General features: G+C 71.7%; 15 protein-coding genes. 12 read left to right on the plus strand and 3 right to left on the minus strand.

All coding sequences use genetic code 11. From position 1 onward, the window contains the following. Nucleotides 1-10: 10 nt before the first annotated feature. The 10 genes from O3597_RS28365 (at nt 11) to O3597_RS28410 (ending at nt 9,089) form a co-directional block, all read left to right on the plus strand. Nucleotides 11-796, plus strand: a complete 786-nt coding sequence (locus O3597_RS28365; RefSeq protein WP_281602929.1) for an alpha/beta fold hydrolase — start codon at nt 11-13, stop codon at nt 794-796. After that, entirely contained in the window at nt 789-1,376 is a 588-nt protein-coding gene (locus O3597_RS28370; RefSeq protein ID WP_281602930.1) for a TetR/AcrR family transcriptional regulator, read from the plus strand. The genes O3597_RS28365 and O3597_RS28370 overlap by 8 nt, the downstream gene beginning before the upstream one ends. Nucleotides 1,377-1,608: 232 nt before the next feature. Then, nucleotides 1,609-2,859 (plus strand): M1 family metallopeptidase, encoded by a 1,251-nt coding sequence (locus tag O3597_RS28375; protein ID WP_164448475.1) that lies wholly within the window; start codon nt 1,609-1,611, stop codon nt 2,857-2,859. A gap of 42 nt (nt 2,860-2,901) precedes the next feature. Then, nucleotides 2,902-4,290: an HlyD family efflux transporter periplasmic adaptor subunit gene (locus O3597_RS28380; RefSeq protein WP_164448474.1), complete on the plus strand. Its 1,389-nt coding sequence runs from the start codon at nt 2,902-2,904 to the stop codon at nt 4,288-4,290. Next, nucleotides 4,287-4,997, plus strand: coding sequence for an ABC transporter ATP-binding protein (locus O3597_RS28385; RefSeq protein ID WP_164448473.1), 711 nt, complete (start codon nt 4,287-4,289; stop codon nt 4,995-4,997). The genes O3597_RS28380 and O3597_RS28385 overlap by 4 nt, the downstream gene beginning before the upstream one ends. Then, nucleotides 4,994-6,178, plus strand: a complete 1,185-nt coding sequence (locus O3597_RS28390; RefSeq protein ID WP_281602931.1) for an ABC transporter permease — start codon at nt 4,994-4,996, stop codon at nt 6,176-6,178. The genes O3597_RS28385 and O3597_RS28390 overlap by 4 nt, the downstream gene beginning before the upstream one ends. Before the next feature lie 225 nt (nt 6,179-6,403). Next, nucleotides 6,404-6,613, plus strand: a complete 210-nt coding sequence (locus O3597_RS28395) for a helix-turn-helix domain-containing protein (RefSeq protein WP_007465625.1) — start codon at nt 6,404-6,406, stop codon at nt 6,611-6,613. A 221-nt stretch (nt 6,614-6,834) separates the two neighbouring features. Further along, the gene (locus tag O3597_RS28400) at nt 6,835-6,936 is read left to right on the plus strand and encodes an AURKAIP1/COX24 domain-containing protein (protein ID WP_007465623.1); all 102 of its coding nucleotides are present in this window, start codon (nt 6,835-6,837) and stop codon (nt 6,934-6,936) included. A gap of 117 nt (nt 6,937-7,053) precedes the next feature. Further along, nucleotides 7,054-8,127 (plus strand): NAD-dependent epimerase/dehydratase family protein, encoded by a 1,074-nt coding sequence (locus O3597_RS28405; protein WP_281602932.1) that lies wholly within the window; start codon nt 7,054-7,056, stop codon nt 8,125-8,127. A 62-nt stretch (nt 8,128-8,189) separates the two neighbouring features. After that, on the plus strand, nt 8,190-9,089 hold the full coding sequence (locus O3597_RS28410; protein ID WP_281604660.1) for a lysophospholipid acyltransferase family protein: 900 nt from the start codon (nt 8,190-8,192) through the stop codon (nt 9,087-9,089). Here the strand turns inward: O3597_RS28410 and O3597_RS28415 are convergent. Next, nucleotides 9,031-9,663: a hypothetical protein gene (locus O3597_RS28415; protein WP_164448470.1), complete on the minus strand. Its 633-nt coding sequence runs from the start codon at nt 9,661-9,663 to the stop codon at nt 9,031-9,033. The two genes, O3597_RS28410 and O3597_RS28415, sit on opposite strands and share 59 nt — an antisense overlap. 293 nt (nt 9,664-9,956) lie before the next feature. Between O3597_RS28415 and O3597_RS28420 the strand changes: the two genes are divergently transcribed. Next, nucleotides 9,957-10,391: a hypothetical protein gene (locus tag O3597_RS28420; protein WP_281602933.1), complete on the plus strand. Its 435-nt coding sequence runs from the start codon at nt 9,957-9,959 to the stop codon at nt 10,389-10,391. 52 nt (nt 10,392-10,443) lie between these two features. After that, a complete protein-coding gene (locus O3597_RS28425; protein WP_281602934.1) occupies nt 10,444-13,398 on the plus strand; it encodes a hypothetical protein in 2,955 nt (984 codons plus the stop codon). Nucleotides 13,399-13,542: 144 nt separating this feature from the next. Here the strand turns inward: O3597_RS28425 and O3597_RS28430 are convergent, their stop codons facing one another. Both O3597_RS28430 and O3597_RS28435 read right to left on the minus strand, forming a co-directional pair. Then, the gene (locus O3597_RS28430) at nt 13,543-14,403 is read right to left on the minus strand and encodes a DUF5667 domain-containing protein (protein WP_281602935.1); all 861 of its coding nucleotides are present in this window, start codon (nt 14,401-14,403) and stop codon (nt 13,543-13,545) included. A 282-nt stretch (nt 14,404-14,685) separates the two neighbouring features. Then, a complete protein-coding gene (locus O3597_RS28435; protein WP_164448467.1) occupies nt 14,686-15,633 on the minus strand; it encodes an ECF subfamily RNA polymerase sigma factor, BldN family in 948 nt (315 codons plus the stop codon). Nucleotides 15,634-15,665 lie beyond the last annotated feature (32 nt).

The raw sequence follows: 15,665 nt of genomic DNA on the forward strand, positions 1-15,665 counted from the left end.
AACTAGCTGGGTGGAGCGTGCCGCGGGCCGGATCGCGTACGAGGTGCACGGGCAGGGGCCGCTGGTGGTGCTCGCGCACGGCATGGGGGAGAACCGCGGCTCCTACCGGCATCTGATTCCGCTGCTGGTGGCATCGGGCTACCAGGTCGCCTCGGTCGACGTACGCGGGCACGGCGACTCCAGCGCCGACTGGCCCTCGTACGCGCCGGTGGAGGTGGGCGGCGACCTGCTCGCGGTGGTTCGTGAGCTGGGCGGCGGACCGGCCGTCCTGGTGGGCAACTCGTCGAGCGCCGCGGCCGTGGTCTTCGCCGCCGCCGACGCGCCGGACCTGGTCAACGGGATCGTGCTGGTCGGCGCGTTCGTCAACCAGCCGAGGCTCAACCCCTTCCTGCGGCTGGCGCAGACCGTGGTGCTGCGCAGTCCACGGCTGTTCGGCCTGTTCCACCGCACGCTCTTTCCCGTGCACCGGCCGACCGACGACGCGCAGTACCGCCGGCAGCTGGTGGCGGCGCTGCGCCGCCCCGGCCGGATGGCGCCCGTGCGCGGAGTGATCCATCCGGTGCGGCCGCACTGGACCACCCGCGCCCCGCAGGTGCGCCAGCCGGTGCTGGTGCTGATGGGCACGAAGGACCCCGACTTCCCGGACCCGGGCGCCGAGGCGCGGGCCGCCCGGCGGCTGTTCCCGGTCGCCGAGGCACGGATGATCACCGACGCCGGGCACTATCCGCACGCCGACCGTCCGGAGGCGATGGCGGCGGAACTGGTCGGCTTCCTGGCGGCGGCGAACCGTGCCTAGGGCCGGGCTCAACGCGCAGGTGGTGGTGCGCGAGGCGGCCCGGCTCGTCGACGAGGTCGGATACCACCGGCTCACCCTCGCCGCGTTGGCGAACCGGCTCGGCGTGGCGCTGCCGAGCCTCTACAAGCACATCAAGGGCGTCGAGGCGCTCACGCAGCAACTGTCCGCGCTGGCCACCGCCGAGATCGCCGACGAGATGACCACGGCCGCCGCCGGCCGTAGCGGCGAGGACGCGCTGCGGTCCGTCGCCGCTGCCTACCGCTCGTACGCCCGGCGGCACCCCGGCCGCTATCCGGCCACCCAGCGGGTACCGGATCCGGCCGACCCGGCGCACCTGGCCGCCGGGGAGCGGGCGGTCGGCGTGGTCTACGCCATTCTGCGGGGGTACGGCATCCACGGCGACGCCGCGGTGGACGGAGTCCGGATGTTCCGCGCGGCCGTGCACGGCTTCGTCGCACTGGAGGCGGCCGGTGGCTTCGGGTTGCCCCGGGAACTCGACCGTTCCTTCGACCAGATGATCGCCGCGTTGGGCGTGGCGTTCTCGTCCTGGCCCGAATCGAGGACGCCCGGTCCTGCCTGAACGTACCGACCGGGACGGCGTCGGTCGATCGCCCTTCCGTCGGCGCCACCGCAGGCCGTACCCTTCGCCGGTGGATCACGGGGGCCCTGTGGGCAGCGATCAGCCAGCGCCGACCGGTGCGACACCGGAAGGGGATACGGCGGAGCCGGCGTCTGCTCCGGCGGTGGAGGGGCCGCCCGCCGGTCCGGAGACCGAAAGCCGGCGACGTCGACGGTGGCCACTGTGGACCGCCATGGTCGCGGCGCTGCTGACCCTGAGTGTCGGCGTTCCGGTGGTGCTGCTGGCCGGCGGAGCGTCCGATGTCGAGGTCGGTGAGCCGGCGACCGCCGCCTCGCCGACGGAGAACCCGACCACGGCCGCCGCCCGACAGGTCGCCGAACGGATCACCGCGCAACTCGACAAGCAGGCCGCCGCCCTGCTCGGTGGTGACCGGTCAGCGTTCGCCGCGATCGCGGCCACGGCGGTACGCCCCGAGCTGCGTCGTCGGTTCGACGCGCTCAGGGCCCTACGGGTCACGCACTGGCAGGGGCGGCCGAGTGGCCTGCCCACCTCCGCGGGTCGGGCGGGCGAGTGGCGGGTGTCGATCGAGTTCCGGTACTGCTTCGTCGTACCGAACTGTCAACCGAGCCCGATGGTGGTCGAGACCCGGTGGCGCGACGGTGCGGAACCCCGGCTGCTCACCCTGCTCAAGTCGAAGTCCTCAGCAACCGTCAACGGCCGCTACAACGGCCAGCCCGGTGCTTTGCCCTGGGAGGTCAGCAAGCTGGCCGTTCTGGTCGGGAAGCGGGTGATGGTGGCCAGCACGCCGGCCCACCGCGACCGGTTGCCGGGCCTGCTGAAGCGGGCCGAGGCGGCGGCGAAGGTGGCGGACACCTACGTCGTGACCGGCACGGCACCCGACCTGTACCGCGTCTTCTACGCCGGGCGCAAGGAGTGGGAACGGTGGTACGGCGGTGACCAACCGGAATGGGGCGCGGGGTACGCAATCAACGTCGGCGGCGGGCACCACGAGGTGGTGCTGGCGCCCGAGACGCTCGACTACGGTCCCGGGCTCGACGAGCTGCTCCGCCACGAGCTGGCCCACACCGCCTCGCTGCCCGACAAGGACTACTGGGACAACTCGGCCTGGTGGCTGATCGAGGGGCTGGCGGAGCACGCCGGTGCCGACGGCCAGTCGGTCGCGCGGTACGAGGGGCTGGTGCCCACCCGACGGCTGGTGCAGGACGACTGGAACGGCAAGCTGGACAAGCTCATGCCCGCCGACGACGCACCCCACGAGCAGGTTGCGGGCAACTACGGGATCGCGTACCTCGCCTTCCGGCATCTGGTCGACCGCTTCGGCGAGGAGCGGGCCTTCGCCTTCTTCAAGGCGGTGGTGTACGACCTGCGGCCACCGGCGCAGACCACCGAGGAGATCTTCGGTCAGTCCTGGGCGAGCCTGCGCAAGGAGTGCGCCGCGTACGTCCGCAAGGCCGTGCGCTGACCTGGGGCCCTGGCAGGGCCGACATCGACAGCGACTCGTAGCATGTGTCGCGTGCGCCGCTCCGACTCGCCGCGGCTGCCAGCCATGCGGCTCCGTCTGCCCACCGTCCTGCTCGCCGTCACCGTGCTGACCGTCACCACCGCCGCCTCCTGCGGTGGCGACGAACCGTCGATCACCCTCGCCGCCGCTGGCCGAGCGGCCGTGGCGGAGGAGATCGACGCCCCCGCCACCGTCGTCGCGCGTGCGGCGGCCACCCTCACCGCCCCGGCGGACGGCACGCTGGCCCGACTCCGGGTCAAGCCGGGGCAGCAGGTCAAGCGGGGCCAGGTGCTCGCCGTGATCAGCTCACCGTCGGCGCGGGAACGGCTCCGCCAGGCGCGTGACGCGTTGAACGCCGCGAAGCGCGCCGGTGGTGGCGGTGGCGGCGGTGACCTCGTCGGTTCCCTGCGCGGCACCGACCGGGCCGCCGAGCAGACCCACGCCGCCGCCCGCGCCGCCGCGGCGAGGATCGACGACCCGGAGCTGCGTAAGGCGCTGCTCACCCAGGTCGAGGCGGCACAGCGGCGGTACGACGCGGCGGCCCGGGCCGCCGACCGGGCGGTACGGGAGGTGCAGCGCGGCGTGCGCAACCTGAACTCCGCCGTCAGCGCGCTCGCCACCGCCCAGCGACTCCAGGCTCAGCAGGCGTACGACCTGGCCAAGGCGACCGTCGACGCGTTGACCCTGCGCGCCCCGATCGCCGGGGTGGTGCAACCGGGCGGCGTCAGCAGCGGCGGCGGCTCGGCGGGGGCGCTCGCCGGGTTGCTGGAGTCCGGTGGGATGCCGGCGGGCGTCGGTGCGGAGGCCCTCGGCGCGCCGGCCGGCCCGCCGCCCGGGGTGGACACCGCGATACCGGTGGGTGGTCGGGTCACCGCCGGCACCGCGGTGCTGACCGTGGTCGACACCCGCGACCTGGGTCTGCTCGCCGAGGTCGACGAGACGGACGTGCTGCTGGTCCGGCCCGGGCTGACCGGCACCGTCGAACTGGACGCCGTCACCGGTGCCAGCTACCCGGCGACGGTCCGCTCGATCGACGTGCTGCCCAGCACCTCCGCCCGGGGCGGGGTGAGTTACCGGGTACGACTCGCGCTCGGCGCCGGCAGCTTCGGTGAGGCCGAGCCGGCGCCCACCCCGCGCCCCGGAATGAACGCGGTGCTGCGACTGCGGGTCCGGGAGGAGGCGGACGCGGTGACCGTGCCCGCGTCGGCGCTCTTCTCGGTCGACGGCAGGGACACCGTCTGGCTGGTCCGCGACGGCCGTGCCGACCAGGCGGTGGTCACCGTCGGCGTGCAGGGCCAGGACCTGGTGCAGATCGTCGACGGAGTGCAGGCCGGGGACCGGATCGTCGTCCGGGGTACCGACCAGGTCCGCGAGGGCCAGGAGATCGGGTGAGCCGGGGTCCGGCCATCGAGGCGTTCGACGTGTCCCGGACGTACGAGTTGGACGGGGTCTCGGTGCCCGCCCTGCGGGGTGTGTCGCTGACCGTCGGAGCCGGCGACTACGTGGCGCTGATCGGGCCCTCCGGGTCCGGCAAGTCCACGCTGATGCACCTGCTCGGCGGCCTGGACCGGCCCAGCGGCGGCCGGCTGGTGATCGGTGGCCGGGAGGTGGGCAGCCTGTCCGCTCCGGAGCTGGCCCGGCTGCGCAACGAGACGATCGGCTTCGTGTTCCAGGCGTTCCACCTGCTGCCGCGTACCTCGGCGGTGGACAACGTGGCGCTGCCGCTGGTGTACCGGGGGGTGGGCGCGCGCCAGCGGCGGGAGCGCGCCGCCGCGATGCTCGGCCGGGTCGGCCTGGGGCACCGGCTGCACCACCGGCCCAACCAACTCTCCGGCGGCGAGCAGCAGCGGGTGGCGATCGCCCGGGCCCTGGTCACCGACCCGACCGTGCTGCTGGCCGACGAGCCGACCGGGAACCTGGACAGCACCACCGGCGCGGCCGTGCTGGAACTGCTGGAACGACTCAACGTCGAGTCCGGGGTGGCGCTGGTGATGGTCACCCACGACGCGGAGGTGGCGGCCCGGGCCCGGCGGCGCATCGCGATGCGGGACGGTGTGGTCGTCGCCGACAGCGCGGCGGACGGCGGGGCCGGCACATGAGGCTGGCCGAGGCGTGGCGGGTGGCCTGGGACGCGCTGCGGGCGAACCGGATGCGCAGCGCGCTGACCATGCTCGGGGTGGTCATCGGGGTGGCCTCCGTGGTGCTGCTGGTGGCCATCGGCACCGGCACCAAGCAGCGGGTGGAACAGCAGGTGGAGGGGCTCGGCTCCAATCTGCTGCTGGTGGTTCCGGGACGGCTGGACGTGGGCAGCGCGCCGGCGCTGTCCCCACTCACCCTGCAGGACGTGGACGCGGTCGGGCGGGTGGTCGGTGATCCGAACCGGGTGGCCGTGACGGTCGCCTCGGGCGCGACCGTGCGGGCCGGGAACCGGGAGGATTTCACGACCGTCCAGGGGGTGCTGGAGACGACCCCGACGGTCTTCGCCCGGGAACTGGGCCGGGGCCGTTACCTGACCCGTGCCGATGTCGACACCGGCCGGCGGGTGGCGGTGCTCGGCGACGCGGTGGCCCGGTCCCTCTTCCCGGACCGGGAGGCGGTCGGCCAGCAGATCAACGTGGCGGGTGTCCGCTTCCGGGTGATCGGTGTCTTCACCCCGCTCGGGCAGAGCCTCGGGGTCGACCGGGACGACGAGGTGCACGTGCCGGTGACGGCGGCGCAGCGGCTCTACGGCACCCAGCGGGTCGACGCCATCGCGGTGAAGGCGCCGGACCGGGAACGGATCGACGAGTTGGGTGACCGGATTGTGGCCGAACTCAACGGCCGACACCCGGGTACGGAGTTCAGCGCCGTCACCCAGGAGCAGATCCTCGGTGTGCTGGGTGACATCCTCGGCATCCTGACCGGCGTGCTGGCCGCCATCGCGGGCATCTCGCTGCTGGTCGGCGGGGTCGGCGTCTCGAACATCATGCTCGTCTCGGTTCGTGAGCGGACCCGGGAGATCGGGCTCCGCAAGGCGGTCGGGGCCCGACCCCGGGACATCGGCGTGCAGTTCCTGCTGGAGGCGGTGCTGCTGACCTCCGTCGGTGGGCTCACCGGGATGGCCCTCGGGGTGGGCGGCGCGCTGCTGGTGGCCGCGCTCTCACCCATCCCGGCGGCGGTGACCTGGTGGTCGCTGGTCCTGGCCTTCGGCGTCTCGGCGGCGGTCGGCATCGTCTTCGGGGTGGTACCCGCCCAGCGGGCCGGTCGGCTCGATCCGGTGGTGGCCCTGCGCGCCGAGTGACCTCCCCGATACCCGCGGCCGAGGTTGATCGTCGCCAGAATCTTGAGGACGCTACCCGACCAGGGGTTTTTCGCCGCCGCACCGGCACGATCCATGATCAGTTGCAGGAAGGGATCGCGCCGGTCACAGCCGTCCCGCTACCGTACTGGTAACACGCGCGTCGCCGGCCGCGCGGGAGGACCCGTGTGGCGGCACGCGCCGGGCATGGGATGGGTCGGGTGAGCCATGGCCGGGTCGCAGTCCGACGGTCGGCTGTCGGAGGTCAAGTTCCTGACCGTCGCCGAGGTGGCAACGGTCATGCGGGTGTCGAAGATGACGGTCTACCGCCTGGTGCACAGCGGCGAGCTGACCGCGGTGCGGGTGGGCAGGTCGTTCCGGGTGCCGGAACACGCGGTCCACGAGTACCTGCGCGGCGCCTTCCAGGAGACCGCCTGACCCTGGTGCGGCCGGGTCACGCGGGCCCGGTGGAACGGGCATCGAGCGGGGGCGCGTTGGTCCTGCTGACGCAGTTTCGCTACGCTGGACTCCGATCGTGACCGCTGGTGCGCTCCGCCGCCCTTCCCGCCGGTCCGGTCCCTGTCCGCAAGCGGTCGCCGACGCCACGGGTTCGTGGTGTCCTCCCGGTCGCGCCGCACGTTGCATCGAAAGGCTGTCGTATGGGCTCGGTGGTCAAGAAGCGCCGCAAGCGCATGGCTAAGAAGAAGCACCGCAAGCTGCTGCGCAAGACCCGCGTCCAGCGTCGCCGTCTCGGCAAGTGACCGACGCCGGGCCTGGTCCCGGCGTCCGTCCCTTGCCAACTGTCGACCCTCGGAGGCTCAGGTGATCAGGCCGTGGCTGCCCCGGCTCGGTCCCACCTGCCGGGGTGGGTGCGAGACATGACCCCCGGTGGCTCCCAGAGCCCTCCGGGGGTCGTCGTCGTGACCGGGGTCAGTCGCTATCTCGGCGCGCACGTCGCCGCCCGGCTCGCCGCCGACCCGCGGATCGACCGGGTCATCGGCATCGACCAGTCGGAGCCCGGGCCCGAGGTCGACGCACTGCTCGACCAGGTGGAGCGGATCCGGGTCGACGCCGGCTCGGTCGGTGGCCTCCTCGCCGACCTCGACGTGGACACCGTGGTGCACCTGGCCCTGGTCAGCTCCCCTGATCCGCAACACGGTGGCCGGGCGGCGATGAAGGAGCAGAACGTCATCGGCACCATGCAGCTGCTCGCCGCGTGCCAACGGGCACCACGGCTACGCAAGATCGTGGTCCGCTCCTCCACCGCGGCGTACGGCGCCTCGTTCCGCGATCCGGCCGTCTTCACCGAGGAGACCGAGCCGCGTGAGGTGCCGCGGGGCGGCTTCGGCCGCGACATCCTCGACATCGAGGGGTACGTCCGAGGCTTTCGTCGTCGACGCGGTGACGTCACCGCCACCGTGCTGCGCTTCGCACCGTTCATCGGCTCGACGGCGGACACCACGCTCACCCGCTACTTCGCGCAGCCGGTGGTGCCGACCATCTTCGGCCGGGACGCCCGGTTGCAGTTCCTGCACTTCGACGACGCGCTGGAGGTGCTGCACCGGTCGGTCGTCGGTGATCATCCCGGCACCTTCAACGTCGCCGGGCCCGGCGTGCTCGCGCTGTCGCAGGCGATCCGTCGAGCCGGTCGGGTCGCCGTGCCGGTGCTGGAGCCGGGCCTGTCCGGTGCCGTCGCGCTGGCCCGGGTCATGGGCTTCGGTCGCTACGGCCTCGACCAGGTCGACCTCTTCGTGCACGGACGGGTGGTGGACATCTCCCGGCTGGAGCGGGAGTACGCCTTCACGCCCCGCTCGACCGCCGCCGCCTTCGACGATTTCATCCGGGCACATCACGGGCGCGCCGTGGTGACCCGGGACCAACTGGCCGCCGCCGAGCAGCTGGTGCTGGACCAGATCCGGCAGGTTCGGGCCGCCGTCCGGGAGCGGTCGTGACCGGGCCCGAGGAACGACACGACGAGGCACGCCTCGACGGCCGGTACGCCGTGCCGGCGCCGTTGGCTCTCGACCCGACGCGACGCAACGGGCACCGTCCGGCCGCTTCCGACCAGGCGGGCGATGTCTGGGACCGCCGGGTCGCCGCCGGGCTGGCCTTCCTGCGCCGCCGGCTGGCGGGCGACTACGAGGTGGACGAGTTCGGCTTCGACCGCGACCTGACCGGAGCGGTCTTCCATCCCCTGCTGCGCCGGCTCTACCGGGACTGGTTCCGTACCGAGGTCACCGGCCTGGAGAACGTACCCACGGACGGGGCAGGGCTGATCGTCGGCAACCACTCCGGCACCGTGGCACTGGACGCGTTGATCCTCTCCACCGCGCTGCACCACGAGCACCCGGACCACCGCTACCTGCGGCTGCTCGGTGCGGATCTGGTCTTCCGGATGCCGGTGGTCTCCGAGATCGCCCGCAAGACCGGCGGCACGATGGCCTGCAACCCGGACGCCGAGCGGCTGATGCGCCACGGCGAGCTGGTGGGTGTCTTCCCGGAGGGCTTCAAGGGCGTCGGCAAGCTGTACGCGCAACGCTACAAGCTGCAACGCTTCGGTCGGGGAGGCTTCGTCTCGGCGGCACTGCGCACCGGCACTCCGATCATCCCGGTGGCCATCGTCGGCGGCGAGGAGATCTATCCGATGCTCGCCGACATCAAACCACTGGCCCGACTGCTCAAGCTGCCGTACTTCCCGGTGACCCCGACCTTCCCCTGGCTCGGGCCGCTGGGCATGGTGCCGTTGCCGAGCAAGTGGCTCATCGAGTTCTGCCCGCCGATCCCGACGGAGCACCTGATGGACTCCGCGGACGATCCGCTTGTCGTGTTCAACCTCGCCGACCAGGTACGGGAGACTATCCAGCAGACCCTGCACCAGTTGCTGGAGCGTCGGCCTGACCCGTTCGGCCCTTAGACCTCAGGTGCAGGGAGAAGCTGCCCCGCACGGCCGTCACCGTCGCGTCGAACCGGGTGAGCGGTAGTTCCTCATAGACGTCGGCCGAATAGTCCTGCTGGGCCAGCCAGGACAGCAGAGCCGCCGGCTCCTCCGACCGTAGGGCGGGAGCGAGACAGGCGTCGACCACAGCCTTGAGGAACCGCTCGTTGATGTCCACTTTGCTGTCAGGGACCAGGCAGAACAGGGTGGCGACCGACTCGCCGTCGCCGGTTGGACTCTTGAGCACGCCGTAGCGGGTGCGGAGGCCGGTGCCGGGCATCGGCGCGGTGGTGTCGTAGCCACGGCTGGAAGCCTTCGGTGGGGTGTCCCAGCGTTTGCGCCATCCGGCTGCGACGGATTCCACAGTGGTGCCCGGGATGGGCGGCAGCGGCGCGGCGGACGGCGGGTCGCTCGCCTCGCCGCTGGGTGCCGGCTCCGGCACCTGCGGCGTATCGCCTGTCGGTGCGACGGGTGTGAGCCCCGCCGGCCCGGCGGTGCCGGCCGGTTCGCGCTCGTCGTTCCACATTGCCCCGCCGAGGCCGGCCGCGACCACGACCAACAGGGTCAGCCCTGCCAGCAGGATCCATCCGCGCCGGCCAAACCGCGGTGACGGGCGCGCTTCAGCTCCGTCCCGGTCCGTCATGCGTGTCCCCCGTCGTCGTGCACCGTGGCCACATCGGACCCCGTGCGACCGGGCCAAGCTAGCACTGCGTCTGGGTGGGGTCAACGTTGTGTCACGGAGTCAAAGCTGTAAGACTTTCGATGTCTTGTCGGTAGTCACCACACGGGGGAAACGTGAGCGACTTTCGCGCGCACTTATCCTATTTGTCCATTCTTGTCCTTGGGATGTTGTTCCTGCTACCGCCCGCTCCGGCAGCGGCCGCACCCGGCTGTGTCGGAGCCGGGTGCCGCGGCAAGATGGCGGCGGCCGAGGGCTGCCGGGACGGCGCCTTTGCCATCAACGGCTTCACTCTCGTCGATCCGGACGTGACCCAGCCAACGCGCGGCGACCTGTGGTACAGCCCGGCCTGCAAGGCCATGTGGGGTGAGCTGAACGCCCCCGAACTCATCAGCTTCCTGTACGCGCAGCTCTGGACGCAGAGCGAGTACGGCGGCGTCAACGAGGCAGCGGACTTCTTCCAGATGGGCAACGAGGGAAACTACACCACGCCGATGGTCGACTGGCAGCAGTCGGTCAAGTTCTGCGGCAGCCACAAGGGCGTCGACCCGGACATGGACTTTCCCTCCGGCGGCTACAACGCGTGCACCTCGTGGCGCTGACCCGCACCGGCCGTAAGAAGATGACCATCCACAGTGTAATGACGGGGGAATCGTGCGTTCACTGAAGAGGAAACTGCGGCGCCTGATCGCCGCCGCGACCGCTCTGGTCGTGATACCGGCCGCAGGAGTGCAGGTGTCGGCTCCGGCCGGCGCGGCCGAGCCGGAGCGGCAAGCTGCGCCGGCGGCCTTCACCGCACCGGACGAGGCGCTGGGCAAGGCCTGGCGGAAGTCCACCGACGTGCTGGTGACCGGGGCCGGTGACACCGACGGATACCACCTTTACGTGGCCCGGGAGTCCGATGCGTTCGGGTGGTCCACCCTGGCCATCCTGACGTCCAGCTCACTCGCCGTCGGTCCGTGGACGGGTGCCGTCTGCGTCACCGGGTCCGGTCGGTACGCCGTCGCCGTCTTCGCGCCCAAGAAGGCCGCCAACAAGCCGGAGTTGTCCCGCGCGGGTGCCCTCGCGGCGGTGGTGGAGATCGCCACCGGCAAGGCCACCCACGTGGCGACCGGCGTCGAGCTGGCCTACTTCAACCCGGCCTGCGGGCCAGGTGACCGGGCCCTGCTCACCCGATCCGTGGGTGACGACTTCGCGCTCACCACCGAACTGCTCACCGTCGACGCCGCCGAGGGCCGGGTGACCAAGACCCGTCGCGTCGACGGCCAACTCACCACGCCCACCCCGGCGCCTGACGGCGACTACGGCATCCTCGGCGGTCAGCTGGTGCGCGTCGAGGCCACCGGCAAGACCACCCGACTGGCCCGGCCGCAGGGCCAACCGTTCGCCGTGCAGGCCACCGCCGGCAGCGGCATCGACCTGGTGAGCGCGGACGGTGAACAGGCGGTCGCCCAGCGGTTCCGGAACGGCCGGCTGACCGTCACCGCGACCGGCCCCCGAGAGCGGCTCCAGCTCTTCGGGCAGCGCGGCGGTCGCAACGCCCTGGTCGGGCAGGTGAGCATGCGCGGCAGCCAGTCGGAGCTGAGCGTCCTCCCGGCGGTCCGCCAGGTGCGCGCACTCTCCGCCGAGGGGCACCTCCTCGCCGAGGAGGTGGTCACGCAGCAGAGCATGCGCGCGGTCGGCCAGCCGTTGCGGCCCGCGGACCCGGCCGACGCCGGCGACGTACGGGTGGCGGTGCGGGCCACGGTCAGCGGGCAGGGTGCCGTCCACACGCTGGACACCACCCTGGCACCGAAGCTCGACGTCGAACTGGGCGCCGGCACCGCGTCAGGCCGCGCCGCCGCGAGTGCGGCCGACGTCGGCAGCCCGACGTGCGCGATCCCGCGCAACGACCCCCGGGTGCAGCCCCTGCAACCCAGCCCGGACATGGTCGAGTGGGCTGTCAACCAGGCGGTACACGGACGGCTCAACGTCACCCGGCCGGCGAACTACCTGAAGGCCGGCCTGCCCGCGTACCAACCCCAGGGTCTGTTCCCGCTGCGCCAGCTCGTCGGCGGCGGTCGGGTGCCGGCTCAGATCATGCTCGCCGTCCTGGCCCAGGAGACGAACCTGTCCCAGGCGTCGTGGCGGGTCGTACCCGGTGACACCGGCAACCCGTTGATCGCCAGCTACTACGGCAACCATGACAATCTCGACGTCATCGACTACAGCAAGACCGACTGCGGGTACGGCATCGGTCAGGTCACCGACGGGATGCGGGTGGACAGCAACGTGTTCACCGACACGCAGCGCCGGGCGATCGCCGTTGACTACGCGGCAAACCTCGCCGCCGGGCTCAACATCCTGATCGAAAAGTGGAACCAGATGAACACCGAGCTCAACGCGTACAAGAGCTACATGAACAACAACGACCCGACCTGGGTCGAGAACTGGTTCCTCGCCGTCTGGGCGTACAACAGCGGCTACTACCCGTACGACCGTCGCAACACCGACCTCCAGAAGGGCTATTTCGGGATCGGGTGGTTCAACAACCCGGCCAACCCGAGGTACCCGGCCAACCGGGAGCCGTTCCTGCGCGCGACCATGGCCGACGCCGAGCGGCCCAACGACTGGGCGTACCCAGAGCGGATCATGGGCTGGGTGGAGACGCCGCAGATGAAGGGCTTCCCGATCATGACTGAGGCGTACTCGCATCCGGAGTACAGCTCCAACTCGCCCATCTACCCGGACCGCTTCACCAAGGTGCTGTCCATCCCGGACCGCTACGCGTTCTGCTCCGAGGTCAACAGCTGCTCGCCGGCCACCAACGGCTGCCCGGCGGACTCCGAAGCCTGTTGGTGGCACGGCCACGCGACGTCGGGCAACTGCCTGATGGAGGAGTGCGCCCGGGAAAAACTCAGTTACGGGTCCGGCGCCGCCGAGCCGGGAGTGAAGCGCATCTACCCACGCAACTGCGAGACGTTCACCGGCGACAAGAACGGCAACCGCAACCGGAACAAGCGGATGTCGATGGTCTACTCGCTGAACGACACCGGGCAGTACAACCTCGGGTGCGACATCGGCGCGACTGACGGCAAGTTCACCATCCGCCGTGGGTTTCCGGCCGGCGGCGGCACGGCCCCGTACGCCGAGATCGACCTGCACCAGATCGGCGCGGGCTACAAGGGCCACATCTGGTTCACGTATGTCAACAGCAGCAACCCGAAGCGCCGTATCGTCGGCTCCTGGACGCCGAACCTGGATCTGGTACCCGGGGAACGCGCCCGCTACGACATCGTCGCCCACGTGCCCAGCCACGGCGCGGACTACCACAACGCCGAGTACCTGATCACCACGGGCACGATCGGCGAACAGCGAACCTGTGCGCTCGATCTCGCCGAGGAAGCCGGCTGGGCGCTGCCCGGCGGTATCCCGAACCCGAACCCCGCCAACCTCGGCGAGGACAAGTGGGTCTACCTGGGCTCGTACGAGTTGGGTCGGGGAGCGCAGGTGCAACTGAACAATGTCGGGACGGCACACACGCAGAACTTCGACGCGGTCGCGTTCGACACCATCGCGTTCGTGCCGATCGGCAGCAACGCCGGTCACTCCTGCGGCGACGACTACTGACGGCAGCCGGAAAAACCGCTCCGCCGTCTCTCCCGCCTCGGGCATCAGCTCTGGTGTCCGAGGCGGGACCGGTCGGTGGGGTGAGGTCGCCAGGCGAACAGCCGCACCGGTCCGGTGCCTGGCGGGCCATGAGCGCCTGACCGGTCAGGAGCAGGCGGCGGGGATCGGGCCGAGCGTGTCGCTGCTGACGGTGAACTCCCGGCCGCAGCCGATGGCGGCCCGTACGGCGTCAGCCCGCTCGGCGACGGATTCGAGCAGCGCCAGCGACTCGCCGGTGCGCGCCCGGTCGATCCGGGAGCCCCGACCCTCCAGCGCGCTCAGCGAACGCCGCTGGTCGGTGAGGAACGCGTCGACCGCGGCCAGCGCCGCGGGATCCGAGCGCTGCGCGGCCGCCCCGGTGAGCAGGCGTACGCCCTGCCGGGTGTCCGCGTCCATGTCGTCGAGCACCGCCCGGTATCCACCGGGGCTGCCTTTCACCGTGGCCGCCTCGGCCAATCGGGTGCGGGCGAAGTCGAGAAAGAGCTGACCCCGGCTGATGTCGGAGCTGGTGAGCGCGAGCTGCGCCCGTTCGGTGCCACGCTTCATGCCGTACAGCGCGTCACCGGGCACCGCGTCCTCGCTGGCGGCCGAGATGCCGGAAACGGCCACGGCACCGGCGGCGATGCCGATGAGAATCGCACCGCGAGCGCGGGCCCGACGGGCGGTCACCGGGGGCAGCAGCGACCCACGACCGGAAGACGCCTTCTCGGCCGGGCGGGCGGGGGCCGGCGCGCCGACACCCTCCCGAACGGCGGTGGCCAGCAACATCGCCCGCAGGCCGGTGCGGAATTCCGGGTCGACCCCGGCGTCCGGCGCGTTGGCACCGAGCTGCCGGCCGAGCGTGACGAGTGGTGCGAGCTGGTCGTCGTCCCTGGATCGCACGTGATGACGTCTGCCGCCGTTGGCTTCGTCGAGAAGCTGCGCGAAGCGCTCGGCGCGCCGACGGGAGAAGAGGGCGTTGTCCACCGTGGCACCTCCTCTCGCTGGTCACGGCCGGTCGGCCGCGTTTACCGCCAGCGACCGATGACCTCGTGACATCACGGCGGAGGGCCCTCGTCGGCACCGTCGCAGGTCATCCGGAGGCCCCCGAGGGCTCCCGGCCTGTCACCGGTCGCACCCGGAGAAACGCGCCGTGCCGGGGGCGGGTTACGGCCCGGCCGGTGCCGAAATTACGCAAAGTGATCGCTGTCAGGTCTGGGTGCCCAGCAGCCGACCAGGGCGGGCGACCCTCGTGACGGTGCCGGAAGGTCACGGCTGGAAGCCGTCCGGGAGCAGCCGTGCCAGGGCCCGGACCGCCCGGTACTGCAGCGCCTTGATCGCACCCTCGTTCTTGCCCATCGCCCGGGCGGTCTCGGCTACCGAGAAGCCCTGGAGAAAGCGGAGCACGATGCACTCCTGCTGTTCGGGGTTGAGGCGTTTCACCGCACTCAACAGGGCGACGTTCGTGATGTGCTCCACCACCGCCGCCTCCGGGCTGCCCTCCGGGCCTCGATCCTCCCGATCGGCGTCGAGGACGTCGCCGGTGGTGACCTCCAGCCGGTACCGGCCGGACTTGAAGTGGTCGGCGACCAGGTTGCGGGCGATGGTGACCAGCCAGGCGCCGAGGTCGCGCCCCTGCCACGTGAAGCTGCCGATCCGCTTGAGGGCGCGCAGGAAGGTGTCCGAGGTGAGGTCCTCGGCGAGTTGCCGGTTGCCGACCCGGAAGTAGACGAAGCGGAACACCGTGTCCACGTAGCGGTCGTAGATCAGCCCGAACGCCTCGGCCTCGCCGGCCTGGGCGCGTTCGACGAGGGCCCAGACCTCGGTGGCCGGATCGGAGGGATCCGGGCGGCTCGGGAACCCGGTCGAGGTGCCGGTCGTCGCGGGCACCGCGGGAAGGACCGCGGTCTCGGTGGTGGACACCTCGGTGACCGGTGCGTCCCCACTGCGCCGAGCCTGAGCCGGCATCGTCGGGCGGTTCGGGGAGGCGACCCGACCGCCGGCGGGTTTGGCGTTCCCACCGGGCACGGGTGGTCGATGTGGCGGCTCGTTCTGGTGGGGCCGACTGCCCACCCGTCGCGCGGCGCCGTCACCCCGGACGGCGAGATTGGCCGACGCGTCCGGTGCGCCGTGGGCACCGCCGCGTTCGTTGATCGGAGCGCGGGCGGCCGGTCCGGTCAGGCCGACCGGACGCTCGGCGAAGCCGAAGGTGGTCATCGCGCCGCCTCCGTTCCGCCGGTGGCCGCCGG

Origin of the sequence: Verrucosispora sp. WMMA2044 (assembly GCF_027497155.1) — a bacterium.
GTDB lineage: Bacteria > Actinomycetota > Actinomycetes > Mycobacteriales > Micromonosporaceae > Micromonospora > Micromonospora palythoicola.